This window comes from Stutzerimonas nosocomialis (assembly GCF_005876855.1).
GTDB classification, from domain to species: Bacteria; Pseudomonadota; Gammaproteobacteria; order Pseudomonadales; family Pseudomonadaceae; genus Stutzerimonas; species Stutzerimonas nosocomialis.
This window is the reverse complement of record NZ_QLAE01000034.1, coordinates 26,159-42,201: the sequence shown is the minus strand read 5'-3', so window position 1 is coordinate 42,201 and position 16,043 is coordinate 26,159. Positions and strand designations below refer to the sequence as shown.

14 protein-coding genes are annotated in these 16,043 nt (G+C 67.2%); 6 read left to right on the top strand and 8 right to left on the bottom strand.

Annotated elements, in window-relative coordinates; all coding sequences use genetic code 11:
* Positions 1-11: 11 nt before the first annotated feature.
* Positions 12-1,562 carry a glycogen synthase GlgA gene (gene glgA / locus DN824_RS18060; protein ID WP_138409800.1) on the bottom strand — a complete coding sequence of 517 codons (1,551 nt, stop codon included), beginning with the start codon at positions 1,560-1,562 and terminating at the stop codon, positions 12-14.
* Between the two features lie 301 nt (positions 1,563-1,863).
* Here glgA and DN824_RS18055 point away from each other — a divergent pair, with 301 nt between their 5' ends.
* The gene (locus DN824_RS18055) at positions 1,864-2,370 is read left to right on the top strand and encodes a CinA family protein (protein WP_138409799.1); all 507 of its coding nucleotides are present in this window, start codon (positions 1,864-1,866) and stop codon (positions 2,368-2,370) included.
* On the opposite strand, the gene DN824_RS18050 is transcribed toward DN824_RS18055, so the two are convergent.
* Positions 2,367-3,479, bottom strand: coding sequence for a mechanosensitive ion channel family protein (locus DN824_RS18050; RefSeq protein WP_138409798.1), 1,113 nt, complete (start codon positions 3,477-3,479; stop codon positions 2,367-2,369). The two genes, DN824_RS18055 and DN824_RS18050, sit on opposite strands and share 4 nt — an antisense overlap.
* Before the next feature lie 202 nt (positions 3,480-3,681).
* Between DN824_RS18050 and DN824_RS18045 the strand changes: the two genes are divergently transcribed.
* Both DN824_RS18045 and DN824_RS18040 read left to right on the top strand, forming a co-directional pair.
* The gene (locus DN824_RS18045) at positions 3,682-4,221 is read left to right on the top strand and encodes a ferritin-like domain-containing protein (protein WP_138409797.1); all 540 of its coding nucleotides are present in this window, start codon (positions 3,682-3,684) and stop codon (positions 4,219-4,221) included.
* A gap of 87 nt (positions 4,222-4,308) precedes the next feature.
* Positions 4,309-4,572, top strand: a complete 264-nt coding sequence (locus DN824_RS18040) for a DUF2061 domain-containing protein (protein WP_241663989.1) — start codon at positions 4,309-4,311, stop codon at positions 4,570-4,572.
* Between the two features lie 14 nt (positions 4,573-4,586).
* On the opposite strand, the gene DN824_RS18035 is transcribed toward DN824_RS18040, so the two are convergent.
* On the bottom strand, positions 4,587-4,847 hold the full coding sequence (locus DN824_RS18035; protein ID WP_138409796.1) for a DUF1652 domain-containing protein: 261 nt from the start codon (positions 4,845-4,847) through the stop codon (positions 4,587-4,589).
* A 292-nt stretch (positions 4,848-5,139) separates the two neighbouring features.
* On the opposite strand from DN824_RS18035, the gene DN824_RS18030 reads away from it, so the two are divergent.
* The 3 genes from DN824_RS18030 to DN824_RS18020 all read left to right on the top strand — a co-directional run bounded on the left by DN824_RS18030 (position 5,140) and on the right by DN824_RS18020 (position 10,444).
* The gene (locus DN824_RS18030) at positions 5,140-5,454 is read left to right on the top strand and encodes a hypothetical protein (protein WP_138409795.1); all 315 of its coding nucleotides are present in this window, start codon (positions 5,140-5,142) and stop codon (positions 5,452-5,454) included.
* Between the two features lie 72 nt (positions 5,455-5,526).
* Positions 5,527-8,127, top strand: a complete 2,601-nt coding sequence (ligD, locus tag DN824_RS18025; protein ID WP_138409794.1) for a DNA ligase D — start codon at positions 5,527-5,529, stop codon at positions 8,125-8,127.
* A 103-nt stretch (positions 8,128-8,230) separates the two neighbouring features.
* Entirely contained in the window at positions 8,231-10,444 is a 2,214-nt protein-coding gene (locus DN824_RS18020; RefSeq protein WP_138409793.1) for a hybrid sensor histidine kinase/response regulator, read from the top strand.
* Positions 10,445-10,496: 52 nt separating this feature from the next.
* Here DN824_RS18020 and DN824_RS18015 read toward each other — a convergent pair whose 3' ends face one another.
* The 5 genes from DN824_RS18015 to DN824_RS17995 form a co-directional block, all read right to left on the bottom strand.
* Positions 10,497-11,648 carry an acyl-CoA dehydrogenase family protein gene (locus DN824_RS18015; RefSeq protein WP_138409792.1) on the bottom strand — a complete coding sequence of 384 codons (1,152 nt, stop codon included), beginning with the start codon at positions 11,646-11,648 and terminating at the stop codon, positions 10,497-10,499.
* Between the two features lie 73 nt (positions 11,649-11,721).
* Positions 11,722-12,765, bottom strand: a complete 1,044-nt coding sequence (locus DN824_RS18010; protein ID WP_138409791.1) for an enoyl-CoA hydratase/isomerase family protein — start codon at positions 12,763-12,765, stop codon at positions 11,722-11,724.
* On the bottom strand, positions 12,762-13,655 hold the full coding sequence (gene mmsB / locus DN824_RS18005; protein WP_138409790.1) for a 3-hydroxyisobutyrate dehydrogenase: 894 nt from the start codon (positions 13,653-13,655) through the stop codon (positions 12,762-12,764). The genes DN824_RS18010 and mmsB overlap by 4 nt, the downstream gene beginning before the upstream one ends.
* A gap of 60 nt (positions 13,656-13,715) precedes the next feature.
* A complete protein-coding gene (locus tag DN824_RS18000; protein WP_138409789.1) occupies positions 13,716-14,489 on the bottom strand; it encodes an enoyl-CoA hydratase in 774 nt (257 codons plus the stop codon).
* A 13-nt stretch (positions 14,490-14,502) separates the two neighbouring features.
* Positions 14,503-16,014: a CoA-acylating methylmalonate-semialdehyde dehydrogenase gene (locus tag DN824_RS17995; RefSeq protein WP_138409788.1), complete on the bottom strand. Its 1,512-nt coding sequence runs from the start codon at positions 16,012-16,014 to the stop codon at positions 14,503-14,505.
* Positions 16,015-16,043: the final 29 nt, after the last annotated feature.

The window sequence follows — 16,043 nt, the reverse complement described above, 5'->3', positions numbered from 1 at the left end:
TGATGACCTCTTCAAACAGTGGTTGCGGCCGCCTGCTGGTCTCCCAAAAGTCGCCGATAGAGTTGGTCGTACGGCGCGATCGACTGTCGCCAGAAGAACCCGGCGTTCATCGCGCGGCAACGCATCGCGTTGAGCAGCTGGGGGCGCTCGAACACCGCCAGCGCACGCTCAACCGCGTGGCGATAGCTGTCGACCGTGGCGTCGTCGAACAGGAACCCGGTGACGCCGTCCTCGATGGAGTCGGCCAGCCCGCCGGTGCGGCGTGCGACCGGCAGCGAGCCGAAGCGCTGGGCGTACATCTGGCTCAGGCCGCAGGGCTCGAAGCGCGAGGGCATCAGCAGAAAGTCGCTGCCGGCGAACAGGCAGCGCGCGTCGGTTTCGTTGAAGCCGATGTGCACCCCGACCTGGCCCGGGTAGCGCGCGGCGAGTTCACGCAGCTCGTCTTCGATGCGGGCGTCGCCACGGCCGATGATCGCCACCTGGCCACCGGCTTCGACGATGGTCTGCGCGACGCCACGGGTCAGGTCGATGCCTTTCTGGTGGACCAGCCGCGACACCACGCTGAACAGCGGCCCCTCGGACGGCGCCAGGCCGAACATCTCCCGGACGTGGCGGGCGTTGGCGGCCTTGCCGGCCCAGTCATGCAAGCCGAAGTTCTGGATCAGGTGGGTATCGGTGGCCGGGTCCCAGCTTTCGTCGATCCCGTTGAGGATGCCGCTGAGCAGCCCCTGGCGGGCCTTGACCCGCAGATAGCCATCCAGCCCGCAGCCGAATTCCGGGGTGGTGATTTCTTCGGCATAGGTGGCGCTGACCGTGGTGACGTGGTCGGCGTAGGCGATGCCGGCCTTGAGCAGGGACAGGTGCCCGTAGAACTCCATCTGCTCGAAATGGCACGCCTCGACCGGGATGCCCAGGCGGCGACGCTGGTTCATGCTCATCAGCCCCTGGTAGGCCAGGTTGTGGATGGTGAACACGCTCGGCGTCTTCAGGCCGCGCCAGCGCATGTAGGCGGGCACCAGGCCCGCCGGCCAGTCGTGGGCGTGCACCAGGTCCGGCGCCCAGCGGATGCAGGCGGTGCCGCCGGCGATTTCCGCCGCGGCCAGGCCGAGCCTGGCGAAGCGAACCGGGTTGTCGGGCCAGTCGTTGCCGTGCTCGTCGCCGTAGGGCGTGCCGTCACGCTCGTACAGCTCGGGGCAGATCAGTACATAGATGATCAGGCCATCGGGCAGGTCGAGCCGGCCGATCTTGCAGGCCGGCACGTCCGCCTGGGGGCCAAGGCTGCCGACCACGCGAATCGGCTGGCCGCATTCGAGCACCTGCGGGTATCCGGGGATCAGCACGCGCACATCGTGCAGCGGACCCAGGGCTCGCGGAAGGGCGGCGGACACGTCCGCCAGGCCGCCGGTCTTGACCAGATCGGTCAGCTCGGAGGTGACGAACAGGATTTTTTTCTTGTCGTCCTGGGTGCTGCTGATCTGCAGCACCGGGCGGTTCCCTGAAGGTAACGATCGATCGATTTTCTTCGATGCTATCGGCTGGGCATTCACAGCTGCATTACTCATCACGTTCTCCACGAGCCACCGGCCACCATGCCGATGCCAACAACGAGCACAAATTTCCCGCGTTAAGGCCCTAAAACCCGACGCAACCATGAGCACAGCAAGATTTGGAGTTCCTTGTTCGAACCGCCGCGCAGGCGGGTAGGACAGCGTTGGCCCTACACCTGAACAAGACCGGGACGCTATGAAGAAGTTCTCACCTTTGGGCGAAAAGAGCGGGGCTGGAACTTTGCATCTGACCGCCGGCTCGGAAAGGGACGCCGCGCCTTAAACGAAGACGCCTTACAAGACTGGAGTACGAGCCATGCAAGACCTTGCTGACGTGATTTCCTTTCTCAAGGAAAACGACCTTCAGCTGACCACCGCCGAATCCTCCACCTGCGGCCTGATGGCCTCGCTGCTGGGTGACCTGCCTGGCTGCGGCCAGGTCCTCGACAGCGGCTTCGTCGTCTATTCGCCCAAGGCCAAGAACCGTCTGCTGCACGTCAGTTTCGAGACCATCGAAACCTTCGGCCTGACCAGCGAAGAGGTGGCCACCGAGATGGCCATCGGCGCGCTCAACGCCAGCGTCGCCACCATTGCCATCGCCAATACGGGCGTTGCCGACGACTCGGCCGAAGACGAGGCGGGCACCCATTGCTTTGCCTATGCGCTGATGAAGGACGATCGGCAGGTGGTGATCAGCGAAACGGTGAAGTTCGACGGCGATCGGGTAGAGGTGCGCAAGCAGGCCGCGCGCCACGGCCTCACGGTGCTCGCCGAGAAGTACCGACTGCTGCTGGACAAGCTGCGCCAGGGCGCCGACGACTAGACCGGCGGCTGCCGTTCGGGTTCGACGTGCTCGGGGGTATCGCGGTCGATCTGGTGCTTCTGACCGACCGCCAGGTCCGCCCGCAGTTGCGGCAGCGCGTTGGGGTACTGGCGCTGGACGAAACCGATCAGGTTTTCCCGGATGTGGCAGCGCAGGTCCCAGTTGCGTGACGAGTCGGGCGAGCTCACCAGCGCCCGCAACTGAATCGACTTCTCGCTGGTATCGGTCACCTGCAGTACGCAGACGCGGCCGTCCCAGAGTTCGGGGACGTCCTTGCAGAGCCGGCGCAGCTCCTCGCGCAGCGGCTCCAGCGGCAGGGAATAGTCGACCCAGAGGAACACCGAGCCGATGAGGCTCGAACCGCTGCGGGTCCAGTTCTGGAACGGCTGTTCGATGAAGTATTGCAGCGGCGTCACCAGGCGGCGGTCGTCCCAGATGCGCACGATCACGTAGGTCGCGGTGATTTCCTCGATGCGCCCCCATTCCCCTTCGACGATCACCACGTCGTCCAGGCGGATCGGCTGGGTGATGGCGATCTGCATGCCCGCGATCAGGTTGGCCAGCACCGGGCGGGCCGCGAAACCCACCGCAAGACCGGCCAGACCCGCCGAGGCCAGCAGGCTGGTGCCGAACTGCCTGGCCGCGGGAAAGGTCATCAGCATGCTGGAGACGCCGACCAGCAGGATCAGGAAGCTCAGGCTGCGCAGCAGTACGCGGGTCTGGGTCTGGATGCGTCGGGCGCGCAGGTTGTCGGCGACGTTGACCGGGTTGCTCAGCAGGATCACCTGTTCGATCCCGCGCAGCGCCCGCAGCGCCATCCAGGTGACGCAACCGATGATCAAGAGACCAGTGACGTGGCGCGCCGCGCCGATGAACAGCACCTCGTCGGACGCGGCGGTCCAGACCGCCTGCAGGCCCAGCAGGGGCAGCAGCAGGCGCACGGGTTTTTCCAGGTGCTGAGAGAGTTCGCGGGTCACCACGAAGCCGCGGGCCAGGCGAAGAATCACGGCGGTGAGCACCCGGCTGAACAGGCTGAGGATCAGCAGAACGATGGTCGCTGCCGCGAGCGCTCTGAAGTTGGGGTTGGCGATCTGGTCTTGCCAGTCCATCAGGGCGGCTGGGAGTTCGATGAGTCTGCTCCGTTTTCCGTAGGTCCAGAGTCAGAGACTGGACCGCAGGAGCAAAGTTCAGCGATCGGAACTGTCCGACAAGCGCGCTCAAAAAACGGGAACTCCCGCAATCGGAGCCTCTCCCAATCTACATGGGTGCCGCAGCGGCCCCGCTTCAAGACCCCATTTAGGAGTACGGATCATGCAAAGTGCACAGACTGGTATCGACACCAACGATGTCCGCGTCGAGCGAATGGTCGAGTGGCTGCGCGACGCCCATGCGATGGAGGCCCAGGCCGAATCCATGCTGACCAAGCAAGCCGCCCGCATCGAACACTACCCGGAAATGAAGGCGCGCATCGAGCAGCACATCGAGGAGACGCGCAATCAGTCCCGCCTCATCGAGCAGTGCCTGGAGCGCTACGGCCACTCGGCGTCCACCCTCAAGGACATGGGCGGCAAGATGATGGCGATGGGGCAGGCCATGGGCGGGATGATGGTCGAGGACGAAATCGTCAAGGGTGGCCAGATGGGCTACGTCTTCGAGAACCTCGAGATCGCGTCCTACACCATTCTCATCGCGGCGGCCGAATCCCTGGGCGACACCGAGACCAAGCGGATCTGCGAGTCGATCCTGAAGGAAGAAGAGGCCATGGCCACCTGGATCCTGGACAACCTGCCACAGCTGACCCAGGCGTACCTGACCCGCGCGGCGACGCCGGACGCGGTCGCCAAGCGCTGACCCGTCGCCGGCATGCGCAGCTCCGTTGCGCATGCCGGTTCTTCGTTCATGCGTAACTCCTCATGCACCAACGCCCGGGATCATTACATGCCAAGACCGATGCTCAAGACCTTGACCTTCGCCATCCTTCACTTCGCCACCGCGTTTCTGGTGGTGTACGCGCTGACGGGCAGCTTCGTCATCGGCGGGACCGTCGCGCTGATCGAGCCGCTGTGCAACACGGTGGTGTTCTATCTGCATGAGCGCGCCTGGTTGCGGTTCGGCAAGCGCAAGGCCGAACGCACGACGAGCTATGGCCACGACGTGCTGCTGCGCCACCTGGGTAACAAGGCCCGACCAGCTGACAAGTAAGGGGCCGATGGCGCTCAGTCGTGGCGCGTTTCCAGCACGCCGCGGGTGGCGAACAGCTCGATCCGCAGCTCCTGCGCCAGGCGCACCAGATGCGCGGCGTCACGGCATTGCTCGTCCGTCACACCCAGGACGGTGAGCTCTTCGGTTCCGCTGGGTTCGCCGTACACGCGGATGCTCAGGGTGCGGTTGAGCTGCGTGCGGCACTCGCATCGATAAGGCTGCAGGTGGTCATGCAGGATGGCTTCGATCTGAGTCAGAGACAGGCGTCGGTCCATGGAATCCTCCTTATGCTGGAGGTGGACGAGAACGCAGATAAACCCCTTTGCGTCCCGCTGGTTTCTCAACCCTAGCACGCCGGCAACCGATGTAAACCCGGCCTGGCGCGGCGCAGCGACGCGGCCGGCCAGGACGGCCTGCCAGGGCCTTCGGGCCTTCTACCGTTCATCGGCTATCGCTTTCCCGGTCGCCACGGCGATACGGTCCGCTGCAACTCGCCGGTGCGGGCATTGCCCAATCCATAGAACCCACAGGAGGTTGCGTCGCTGTCGCAGCCTGAAGGAGATCCCGATGAAGAAACTGACCGCCAGCCTGTTCGTGAGCTGTCTGTTGACCGTGCCCGCCGTGACCTTCGCCCAGTGGCCCGCCGGCACTCCGGAATCCGAGCGCGGCGCCATGCCGAGCACTCAAGGCAATCCGGCGCCGCAGGAAGAGGTCGAGACCCGCGTCGACAGCCAGGGCCGCACCGTCATCGAAGACGGGCGGGAAGTGAGGGGCGCCGGCGAGGCGGCCGGGCAGGCGGAGCAGGGCGGCCGCCACTCGGGCGACGGCGGCATCACCGACAGCAGCTCCGACCCCGGCCAGATCGAAGGCCCGGCCCGCTGATCGGGCCGGCGCCCGGCGGCTGTGGCCGGGTCATCCCATCTACCGATCAAACGCCCGTCGTCGGAGGGTTGCATGGCGCTGGACGAATACAATCGCAAGCGTGATTTCGCGGCCACCCCCGAGCCGTCGGGCGCCACGCCCAAGGTGCGCAAGAAGGGCCGTGCCGCCGCCCATGCGCTGCAATATTGCATCCAGAAGCACGACGCGACGCGCCTGCACTACGACTTTCGCCTGGAGCTCGACGGCACTCTCAAGAGCTGGGCGATCCCCAAGGGGCCGTGCCTCGACCCCAAGGTGCGCCGCCTGGCGGTGCATGTCGAAGACCACCCACTGGACTACGCGACCTTCGAGGGCAACATCCCCGAAGGGCACTACGGCGCCGGCGACGTCATCGTCTGGGACCGGGGCGTGTGGACGCCCGAGGGCGATCCCCACCAGGGCTACGAGAAGGGCAAGCTGAAGTTCGCCCTCGAAGGCGAGAAGCTCTCCGGCAGCTGGAACCTGGTGCGCACCGGCATGAGCGGCAACAAGGAACAGTGGTTCCTGATCAAGTCCCGTGACGACGCGGCGCGCGACGAGAGCGACTACGACGTGGTCGCCGAGTTGCCCAACAGCGTGCTGAGCGATCGCACGCTGATTCCCCGCAAGCGCGGCGCCGCCAAGGCCAGGGAGACGACCGCCTCGGTGAAACCCCCCGGCCGGCGCCGCCCGCGCAAGGAAGGCGCCGTCGAACTCGAAGGCGCCCGCCCCGCACCGCTGCCCGACAGCTACAAGCCGCAGCTCGCGACGCTGGTGGAGTCGGTGCCCGACGGCGACTGGCGCTACGAGATCAAGTTCGACGGCTACCGGATCATGGCGCGCATCGAGTCGGGCAAGGTCCAGCTGTTCACCCGCAACGGCCACGACTGGACCGCCAGGATGCCGCGCCAGGCCGAGGCGCTGGCGAGCCTGGGGCTGGAGTCGGCCTGGCTCGATGGCGAGGTGGTGGTGCCCAACGAGGAGGGCACCCCCGATTTCCAGGCCCTGCAGAACGCCTTCGAGGTCGGCCGCAGCGCGAGCATCGTCTACTACCTGTTCGACATGCCCTACCTCAACGGCATGGACCTGAGCGGCGTACCGCTGGTGGACCGCCGTGCGGCGCTGTCCGCCGTGCTCGAGCGCAGCGAAAGCGATCTGCTGCGCTTCTCCGCCGATTTCACCGAGGAGCCCGACAGCATCCTGGAAAGCGCCTGCCAGATGAAGCTCGAAGGGCTGATCGGCAAGCTCGCCGGCAGCGCCTACGTGTCCCGGCGCAGCAACAGCTGGGTGAAGATCAAGTGCAAGAACCGACAGGAATTCGTGATCGTCGGCTACACCGACCCCAAGGGCGCGCGCAGCGGCTTCGGCGCGTTGCTGCTGGGCCTGCACGATGAGAGCGGCGCGCTGCGATACGCCGGCAAGGTGGGGACCGGCTTCAATCACGCGACGCTGCAGAGCCTGCACGCCAAGCTCAAGCCGCTGAAGGTGAAGAAACCCGCGGTGGTCAATCCGCCCACCGGGGCAGACGCCCGTGGCGCCCACTGGCTCGAGCCCTCGCTGATGTGCGAGGTCGCCTATGCCGAGATGACCCGCCAGGGCATCATCCGCCATTCGGTGTTCCACGGCCTGCGCGCGGACAAGCCCGCCGAGAACATCACCCACGAGCGCGCCGTCCCGCCGCCCGACGAAGCGTCAGGCAAGCCCGACCGCAAGCGCGCTGCGAAGAGCCGCACCCGCACCACTGCGGACACGCCGTCCAAGGCCACGGCACCGATCAGGATCTCCAATCCGGAGCGGGTCATCGACAAGAGCAGCGGTGCGACCAAGATGGAGCTTGCCCGCTACTACGCGCAGGTCGCCCCCTGGTTGCTGCCGCACCTGGCGCAGCGGCCGCTGGCGCTGGTGCGCGCCCCCGAGGGTATCGACGGCGAGCTGTTCTTCCAGAAGCACTCGGAAAAGCTGAGCATTCCCCACATCACCCAGCTCGACCCCGCGCTCTATCCCGGGCATGCGGCGCTGATGGTCATCGACTCGCCCGAAGCGCTGGTCGGCGCGGCGCAGATGGGCACCATCGAACTGCACACCTGGAACGCCGTCGCGCCGGATCTCGAACACCCTGATCGCTTCGTGCTCGACCTCGACCCGGACCCCGCGCTGCCCTGGAAGCGCATGGTCGAGGCGACCCAGCTGACCCTGACGCTGCTCGACGAAATCGGCCTGCAGGCCTTCCTCAAGACCAGCGGCGGCAAGGGCATGCACATCGTCGTACCGGTCACGCCGGGGCAGAGCTGGGACGAGGTCAAGGCCTTCAGCCAGGGCATCGCCCGTTACATGGCCAAGCTGTTGCCGGATCACTTTTCCGCGGTCAGCGGGCCGAAGAACCGCGTCGGCCGGATCTTCATCGACTACCTGCGCAACAGCCGTGGCGCGAGCACCGTGTCGGTCTATTCGGTACGCGCACGCGAAGGGCTGGCCGTATCGGTGCCGATCCACCGGGACGAGCTGGCCGACATCAAGGGCGCCGACGTCTGGACGCTGCGCACCCTGCTGCCACGCCTGGAGGAACTGGGCGGGGACGATCCCTGGGCGGGCCTGGCCGAGGTGGAGCAGGTGATCACCGACGAAATGCGCGAGCGCCTCGGCATCCGTCGTTGACCCGCGCACCGCCACCTGGCCGGCTGCCTGCTCTTTGGCGCCAATGGTATGCTCGCGTACCCGCATCCTGACGATGCGGCCTTTCGCCCGGTGAGCAGCAATCGTGTCCATCCGTTCCCGTCTGATTCTGCTTGTCCTGTCGGTTCTAGCACCCACGCTGCTGTTCTGCCTTGCGGTGATCTACTCGGTCTATTCCGCCCAGCACGCCCATATCCAGCGGACCATGAGTGAGGCCACCCGCGCGGTCGCCCTGGCGATCGACCGGGACCTGGCCAGGCGCGACGCGATCGTGTCGACCCTGGCTCACTCGCCGTCGCTGGTTCGCGGCGACTTCCCGGTGTTTCGCTCCTACCTGATGAGCCTCCTGGAGTCGGACGAGAACGTCTTCGTGGTCGGCGACGAGGAGGGCCACCAACTGCTCAACACCCGCGTGCCCGAGGGCCAACCGCTGCCGGAAAACACCGCTGCCGCGTCCTATCCGCTCCACGAGGGCATGAACGTGTCGGGCCTGTACATGTCCCGGATCGGCAAGCAATACAGCTTCGCCGTCACCAGGCCGGTCTACCGCGACGGCGAACTGGTCTACCACATCTCCATGGGCTCGTTCGCCAGCCAGATCGATGACGTGCTGGCCGAGCAGCGGTTGCCCGAAGGCTGGCTGGGAACCGTGGTGGATCGGGACATGACCATCGTGGCGCGTTCGCGCAGCCCCGAGACCTACGTCGGGCTGAAGCCCAGCGACTACATGAAGGACGTGTTGCGCCAGTCCAACCGCGGCTCTACCGAGTCGGTCACCCTCGACGGCACGCCGGTCTATTCCTTCTTCAGCCGTGCGCCGGCGTCGGGCTGGACGGTGATCCTGGCGCTGCCCAAGGCGGAGCTGCGCGGCAGTGCGCTGCGCGCCGTGACGGCGGTTTCCATCGGCAGTCTGCTGCTGCTCGGCGTCTCGCTGATCCTGGCGTTCTGGGTCGGGCGCAAGATCACCCGTCCGCTCGACGTGCTGGACGATGCCGCGCAGGCCATGGGCCGTGGCGAGCCGATCGAGGCGCCGGTGACCGGCCTGGACGAGACGGACCGCACCGGCCGGGTGCTGGCCGAAGCCAACCGCCGGATTCTCAACGGCAACGCGCTGATGCTCGAACGGGTGGCCGAGGCCGTGCGCCAGGCCGAACAGTCGCAGCAGGCCATGCTCCAGGGGCAGAAGCTCGAAGCGCTCGGCCGCCTTACCGGCGGCATCGCCCATGACTTCAACAACCTCCTGCAGACCATGACCGTCGGCCTGCAGCTGGCCGAGCGGATGACCGTCGATCCGCGCGCGAAGATGGCGCTGGAGGCCTGCAGCCGTTCGGTCCAGCGCGGCACCAAGCTGACCCGGCAGCTGATGATCTTCGGTCGTCAGCGAACGCAGGAGTCGCAGGTGATCGACCTGCGCGAGCTGCTGCTGGGCATGACCGATCTGCTCGAAGGCGCCTTGCCCAGCCGGATCAACCTGCGGGTCGAGCTGCCGGAGCGCCCCTGGCTGACCTGCGCCGATCCGCTGCAGTGCGAACTGGCCATCCTCAACATGACGTTCAACGCCCGCGATGCCATGCCCGATGGCGGCGAGGTGCGGATCGGCCTGGACGAAGTCCGGCTGCCGGACGACAACCCCCATGCCCTGCCGGCCGGCTCCTACATCAGCCTGACGCTGCGCGACAACGGCCAGGGGATGAGCGAGGACGTGCTCGCCAAGGCCTTCGAGCCCTTCTTCACCACCAAGGCGGTGGGCGCCGGTACCGGCCTGGGCCTGGCCCAGGTCTACGGCTTCGCCAGCCAGTCAGGCGGCACGGTGGTCATCCACAGCCAGCCCGGCGAAGGCACCGAGGTCCGGGTGCTGCTGCCCATCTGCCAGGAAAACGAAGTCGCTCCGCAAGCCGCTGCGCCCGCAGCGATCGAGGGCCGCTTCGACGCCCGGGTGCTGCTGGTGGACGACAACGAGCAGGTGCGCGACGTGGTCGCCTCGATGCTGCGCGAGCTGGGATGCGAGGTCGAGGAGGCGGCCGATGCCGCCCAGGCCCTGAAGCGATTCGACGATCCCGACAAACCGGCCTTTGACATCGTCTTCTCCGACATCGTGATGCCGGGCGAGCTGGACGGCATCGGCCTGGCCCAGGCCCTGCGCGCCCGCTCGCCGGAACTGCCGATCCTGCTGGCGACCGGCTACACCGAGCGTGCACCGGCGGACTACGGCTTCCGCGTGCTGGCCAAGCCCTACGACATGCACCTGCTGGTCGAGGCGCTGCAGAGCGAGATCAGGCACGACCGCGAGGGGGCCTGAAGGTCTCCTCGCTCACGCCCGGTTCAGCTCCGGCCCGAGCAGCCACTCGGCGCTACAGGGAATAGTCTGCAAGCTGGCGGGCGATGAGCAGCCGCTGCACTTCGCTGGAGCCCTCGTAGATCTGGGTGATGCGTGCGTCGCGGTAGTAGCGTTCCACCGGGTAGTCTTCGAGAAAGCCGTAGCCGCCGTGGATCTGGATGGCCTGGGAGCAGACCTTTTCGGCCATTTCCGAGGCGAACAGCTTGGCCTGGGAGGCTTCGGAGAGGCAGGGCAGGCCGGCGCTCTTGAGGCGTGCGGCGTGCAGCACCATCAGCCGCGTCGCGTTGATCCGGGTGTGCATGTCGGCCAGCATGTTGGCGATGCTCTGGTGGCCGATGATCGGCGTGCCGAACTGGACCCGTTCGCGGGCATAGCCGAGCGCCGCCTCGAAGGCGGCCCGGGCGATGCCCAGGGCCTGGGCGGCGATGCCGATGCGGCCGTTTTCCAGGTTCGACAGGGCGATGGCCAGGCCCTTGCCGCGGGCGCCCAGCATGTTGGCCTCGGGAATGCGGCAGTCGTCCAGGGTGATGGCGCAGGTGTCCGAGGCGCGGATGCCCATCTTGTGTTCGCTGCGCTCGACCTGGAAGCCCGCCGTGTCGGTCGGCACCAGGAACGCGGAGAGGCCTTTCTTGCCCAGGTCCGGGTCGGTCACGGCGAAGACGATCGCGAGCCTGGCCCGCTTGCCGTTGGTGACGAACTGCTTGGCGCCGTTGAGCACCCACTGGCCGTCGCGCAGCTCGGCGCGGGTGCGCAGGTTGTGGGCTTCGGACCCGGCCTGGGGCTCGGTCAGGCAGAAACAGCCGATGGCACGGCCGCCGGCCAGGTCAGGCAGCCAGGTCTGCTGCTGCTCGTCGGTGCCGTATTGCAACAGCGGGCCGCAGCCCACCGAGTTATGCACGCTCATCATCGTTCCGGTGGCGGCGTCGGCCGCCGAGATTTCCTCCACCGCCAGGGCGTAGGCGACGTAATCGGTATAGCTGCCGCCCAGGCGTTCGGGCACCACCATGCCCAGCAGGCCGAGCTCGCCCATCTGCGCGATCAGCCGGTCGTCGATCCAGCCGGCCTTTTCCCAGGCCTGGGCGTTGGGCGCGATCTCGCGGCGGGCGAAGTCGCGCGCCATGTCGCGGATCATGATTTGCTCTTCGGTCAGTTCCAGATCATGCATGGGGCTGTTCCTTGTTCTTGTAGGGCGTCTCGGCGGTCACCGCCAACCTTCAGACACGCGAAGGGCGCGACCGTCAGAGCCCATCGAAAAAATGCTCGACCTGCTCGGCGGTGACCTGCTCCAGGCGCTGGTAGCGCCAGCGCGGCTTCTTGTCCTTGTCGACCAGCATCGCGCGCACGCCTTCGGCGATGTCGCCATGCTCGAACCAGAGCGCGCCGACGTGCTGCTCCATCTCGAAACAGCCCGCCAGATCCCGTTCGGCGCCACGCCGTTGCAGCTCGTGGGTCACCACCAGCGCCAGGGGCGAGCGGCTGTGCAGCAGCGCGAGGGTGTCCTGTGCCCATGGGCGGTACTGCGGATGCCGCTCGCCTTTCAGCGACTGCAGGATCGAGGCGACGTCGCCGGCGGCGAAGTGCTCGTCGATGGCCGGCTGCAGGGTCGCCAGCGGCGGATCGGGCAGTTCGCGCCGCAGGTGATGCTCGAACAGCCGGGCCATGCCATCGGTTTCGTGCAGATGGGCCAGGGTCTCGTCCAGCCCTGCGAGCGCGTCGCTGGCCAGGTAGCCGTCGGCGAGCCCGCAATACAGGGCATCGGCCGCGCCGACACGGGTGCCGGTCAGCGCCAGGTAGAGCCCGAGTTGGCCGGGCAGGCGCGGCAGGAAATAGCTGGCACCGACGTCGGGGAAGAAGCCGATGGCCGTCTCCGGCATGCCCAGCTGGCTGCGTTCGGTGACCAGGCGCAGCCGGGCGCCCTGGGCCAGGCCCATGCCGCCGCCGAGGGTGAAACCGTCCATGAGCGCGACGATGGGCTTGGGGTAGCGGTGGATGTACTGGTCCAGCGCGTATTCGTCGCGGAAGAAACGCTCGTGCATGTCGCTGCCGGCGCGGTGGCTCTCGTAGAGCGCACGGACGTCGCCGCCGGCACAGAAGGCCTTGTCGCCGGTGCCGCGCAATACGATCACCCGCACCGCCGGGTCCGGCTCCCAGGCCTGTAGATGGGCGTGCAGCTGGCACACCATCTCAAGCGTCAGCGCATTCAGCCCCGCCGGCCTGTCGAGGATCAGGTGGGCGACGCCGTCGCGCACCTCGCTGCGTATCGGCGCTTCGGCCGTGTTCATGGCTGCTGCCTGAGGTAGGTCTGGATGATCGCGGAGAAGTCCAGCCCGCCGTTGCCATCGGCGCTGAAGCGCTGGTAGAGCTGCTGGGCGAGGGCGCCGAGAATCACCGGCTGGCGAATCTGCTTGGCCGCCTCGGTGGCCAGCCCCAGGTCCTTGAGCATCAGGTCGGTGCCGAAACCGCCGCTGTAGCCACGCGAGGCCGGTGCGTTTTCCAGCACGCCGGGGTAGGGGTTGTAGGTGTCCGAACTCCAGCAGCGCCCGCTGGAGGTGTTGATCACGCCGGCCAGCACGGCGGGGTCCATGCCCAGGGAGACGCCCAGGGACATCGCCTCGGCGACGCCGATCATCGAGATGCCCAGCAGCATGTTGTTGGCCACCTTGGCGACCTGCCCGTTGCCCGAGTCGCCGCAGTGCACGATGTTCTTGCCCATCGCCGCGAGGATCGGCTGGGCGCGGTCGAAGTCGGCCGCCGAACCGCCCACCATGAAGGTCAGGGTGCCGGCCGCCGCGCCGCCTGTGCCGCCGGACACCGGCGCATCGAGCATCGGGTTGCCGCGTTCCTGGGCGGCCCTGGCGACTTCGCGGGCGCTCATCGGGTCGATGGTCGATGAGTCGATGAGCATCACGTCCGGCCGGACATGATTGAGCAGGCCCTGGCTGCCCAGGTAGACCTGACGCACGTGGATGGCGGCAGGCAGCATGGTAATGATGAGTTCCACCGGCGCCCGCGCCACCGCGATCGGCGAATCCGCGGCGGTGGCGCCTGCCTCGACGGCGCGGGTCATCGCCTCGGGCGACAGATCGAAAACGGTGAGCCGATGGCCCGCCTTGAGCAGGTTGAGGGCCATCGGGCCGCCCATGTTGCCCAGTCCCAGAAAGCCGATATGCATGGTGATGTCTCCGTCTCGAACACCTCGCGGCCGGGGCCGCGAACGGTGCGGTAATGGGATTCAGCGATGGCCGAACCGTGCGGTGCGCTTGTCGATGAACGCCTGCATGCCTTCCTTCTGGTCGGCCGTGGCGAACAGCGAATGGAACAGCCGTCTCTCGAAGCGAACCCCCTCGCAAAGGCCGATCTCCAGGGCGCGATTCACGCTTTCCTTGATCATCAGCACCGACTGGCGGGAGCGCCCGGCGATCGCCCGCGCGACCTGCAGGGTTTCCTCCAGCAGCGCATCGGCCGGTACGACCCGCGCCACCAGGCCCGCGCGCTCGGCTTCGTGGGCATCCATCTGGCGCCCGGTCAGGCACATCTCCATGGCCTTGGACTTGCCCAGCGCCCAGGTCAGGCGCTGGGTGCCACCGATGCCGGGCATCACCCCGAGGGTGACTTCGGGCAGGCCGAAACGGGCGGTGTCGGCGGCGTAGATGAAGTCGCACATCAGGGCCAGCTCGCAACCGCCGCCCAGGGCGTAGCCGGCCACCGCCGCGATCAGGGGCTTGCGTCGCTGGGCGATGCGGTCGGCGGCGGCGAAGAAGTCGTCCAGGTAGCTCTGCGGGTAGCTCAGGTCGACCATCTCCTTGATGTCCGCGCCCGCCGCGAAGGCCCTGGCCGAGCCCGTGATGACGATGCAGCCGACCGCCGGGTCCGCCTCCAGGCGATCGAGCGCCTGGTTCAGCTCGCCGATCAGCTGGCTGTTCAGCGCGTTGAGTGCCTTTGGCCGGTCGAGGGTGAGCAGGCCGACGCCGTCGCTCACTTCGACCTGCAGGGTGCTGTCGCTCATGCTCGCCTCCGGCTCACTTGAGGGTGATGGTGGTGTTGACCGAAGTGCCGACGTCGCTTTCGTCGAACCAGCGCTGGGTCACGGTCTTGGTCTGGGTGTAGAACTGCACCACCTGCTTGCCGTAGGGACCGAGGTCGCCGAGCTTCGAGCCCCGCGAGCCGGTGAAGGAGAACATCGGCACCGGCACCGGGATCGGCACGTTGATGCCCACCTGGCCGACGTCGATCTCCTCCTGGAAGTGCCGCGCCGCCGCGCCGGAGCGGGTGAAGATCGCGGTGCCGTTGCCGTTGGGGTTGGCATTGATCAGGGCGATGGCCTCGTCCAGGGTCGCGGCGTGCATCACGCACAGCACCGGGCCGAAGATCTCCTCGCGGTAGATGCTCATCTCGCTCGTGACGCCGGAGAAAATGGTCGGGCCGACGAAGTTGCCGTTCTCGTAGCCGGCGACGGCCGGGTTGCGGCCGTCCAGCTCCAGCGTCGCGCCTTCCTGCTGGCCGCGCTCGATCAGGCTGCTGACGCGGTCCAGCGCGGCGCAGGAGACCAGCGGGCCGACGTCGGTGCCGGCTTCGACGCCCGCATTGACCTTCAGCGTGCGCGCCTTGGCCACCAGGTCGCCGATCCACTCCTGCGCCTGGCCCACCAGCACCACCACCGAGAGCGCCATGCAGCGCTGGCCGGCGGCACCGAAAGCCGCGCCCGCCAGGTTGTTGAGCGTCTGTTCCTTGTGCGCATCGGGCAGCACGATGGCGTGGTTCTTCGCGCCCATCATGCATTGCACGCGCTTGCCGGCGGCGCTGGCGCGGTTGTAGACGTGGGTGCCGACATGGGTCGAACCGACGAAGGACACCGCCCTGATGTCGGGGTGGTCGCAGATCGCGTTGACCACCTCGGCGCCGCCATGGACGACGTTGAGCACGCCCGCCGGCACGCCGGCTTCGAGCGCGAGCTCGGCCAGGCGCATGGTGACCATCGGGTCCTGTTCGGAGGGCTTGAGCACGAAGGTGTTGCCGGTGGCGATGGCCATCGGGAACATCCACAGAGGGATCATCGCCGGGAAATTGAAGGGTGTGATGCCGGCGCACACGCCGATCGGTTGCAGCAGGGTATAGGTGTCGACGCCGCTGGCCACGTTGTTGGCCAGCTCGCCGAGCTGCAGATTGCCGATGCCCGCGGCGTGCTCGACCACTTCCAGGCCGCGGAACACGTCGCCTTCGGCGTCGGCCAGGGTCTTGCCCTGTTCGGCGGTGAGGATGGCGGCTAGCTCTTTCATGTGCTCGCGGATCAGCTGCTGGTACTTGAGGAAGATCCGCGAGCGCGCGCCGATCGGCGTCTTGCGCCAGGTCTGGAAGGCGCGTTTGGCGCTGCTTACCGCCGCCTCGATCTCATCGGCGGTGGCGAACGGCACCCGGGCCAGCACCTCCTGGGTCGCCGGGTTGACGATGTCGCGCCATTGCTCGGTGGTGGAGTCGACGAACTCGCCGTCGATCAGGAGTTTGACGCGGGGTACTGCCTGGCTGTCGTTCATGCTGCGGTCCTCAGGAATGTGCAGTGGGC

What these genes read in the sequence shown, in the direction of transcription:
- DN824_RS18055 (WP_138409799.1), top strand. Translation starts at nt 1,864, where the DNA reads ATGCAAGACCTTGCTGACGTGATTTCCTTTCTCAAGGAAAACGACCTT.
- glgA (WP_138409800.1), bottom strand. Translation starts at nt 1,562, where the DNA reads ATGAGTAATGCAGCTGTGAATGCCCAGCCGATAGCATCGAAGAAAATC.
- DN824_RS17995 (WP_138409788.1), bottom strand. Translation starts at nt 16,014, where the DNA reads ATGAACGACAGCCAGGCAGTACCCCGCGTCAAACTCCTGATCGACGGC.
- DN824_RS18010 (WP_138409791.1), bottom strand. Translation starts at nt 12,765, where the DNA reads ATGAACACGGCCGAAGCGCCGATACGCAGCGAGGTGCGCGACGGCGTC.
- DN824_RS18045 (WP_138409797.1), top strand. Translation starts at nt 3,682, where the DNA reads ATGCAAAGTGCACAGACTGGTATCGACACCAACGATGTCCGCGTCGAG.
- DN824_RS18050 (WP_138409798.1), bottom strand. Translation starts at nt 3,479, where the DNA reads ATGGACTGGCAAGACCAGATCGCCAACCCCAACTTCAGAGCGCTCGCG.
- mmsB (WP_138409790.1), bottom strand. Translation starts at nt 13,655, where the DNA reads ATGCATATCGGCTTTCTGGGACTGGGCAACATGGGCGGCCCGATGGCC.
- DN824_RS18015 (WP_138409792.1), bottom strand. Translation starts at nt 11,648, where the DNA reads ATGCATGATCTGGAACTGACCGAAGAGCAAATCATGATCCGCGACATG.
- DN824_RS18000 (WP_138409789.1), bottom strand. Translation starts at nt 14,489, where the DNA reads ATGAGCGACAGCACCCTGCAGGTCGAAGTGAGCGACGGCGTCGGCCTG.
- ligD (WP_138409794.1), top strand. Translation starts at nt 5,527, where the DNA reads ATGGCGCTGGACGAATACAATCGCAAGCGTGATTTCGCGGCCACCCCC.
- DN824_RS18030 (WP_138409795.1), top strand. Translation starts at nt 5,140, where the DNA reads ATGAAGAAACTGACCGCCAGCCTGTTCGTGAGCTGTCTGTTGACCGTG.
- DN824_RS18035 (WP_138409796.1), bottom strand. Translation starts at nt 4,847, where the DNA reads ATGGACCGACGCCTGTCTCTGACTCAGATCGAAGCCATCCTGCATGAC.
- DN824_RS18040 (WP_241663989.1), top strand. Translation starts at nt 4,309, where the DNA reads ATGCCAAGACCGATGCTCAAGACCTTGACCTTCGCCATCCTTCACTTC.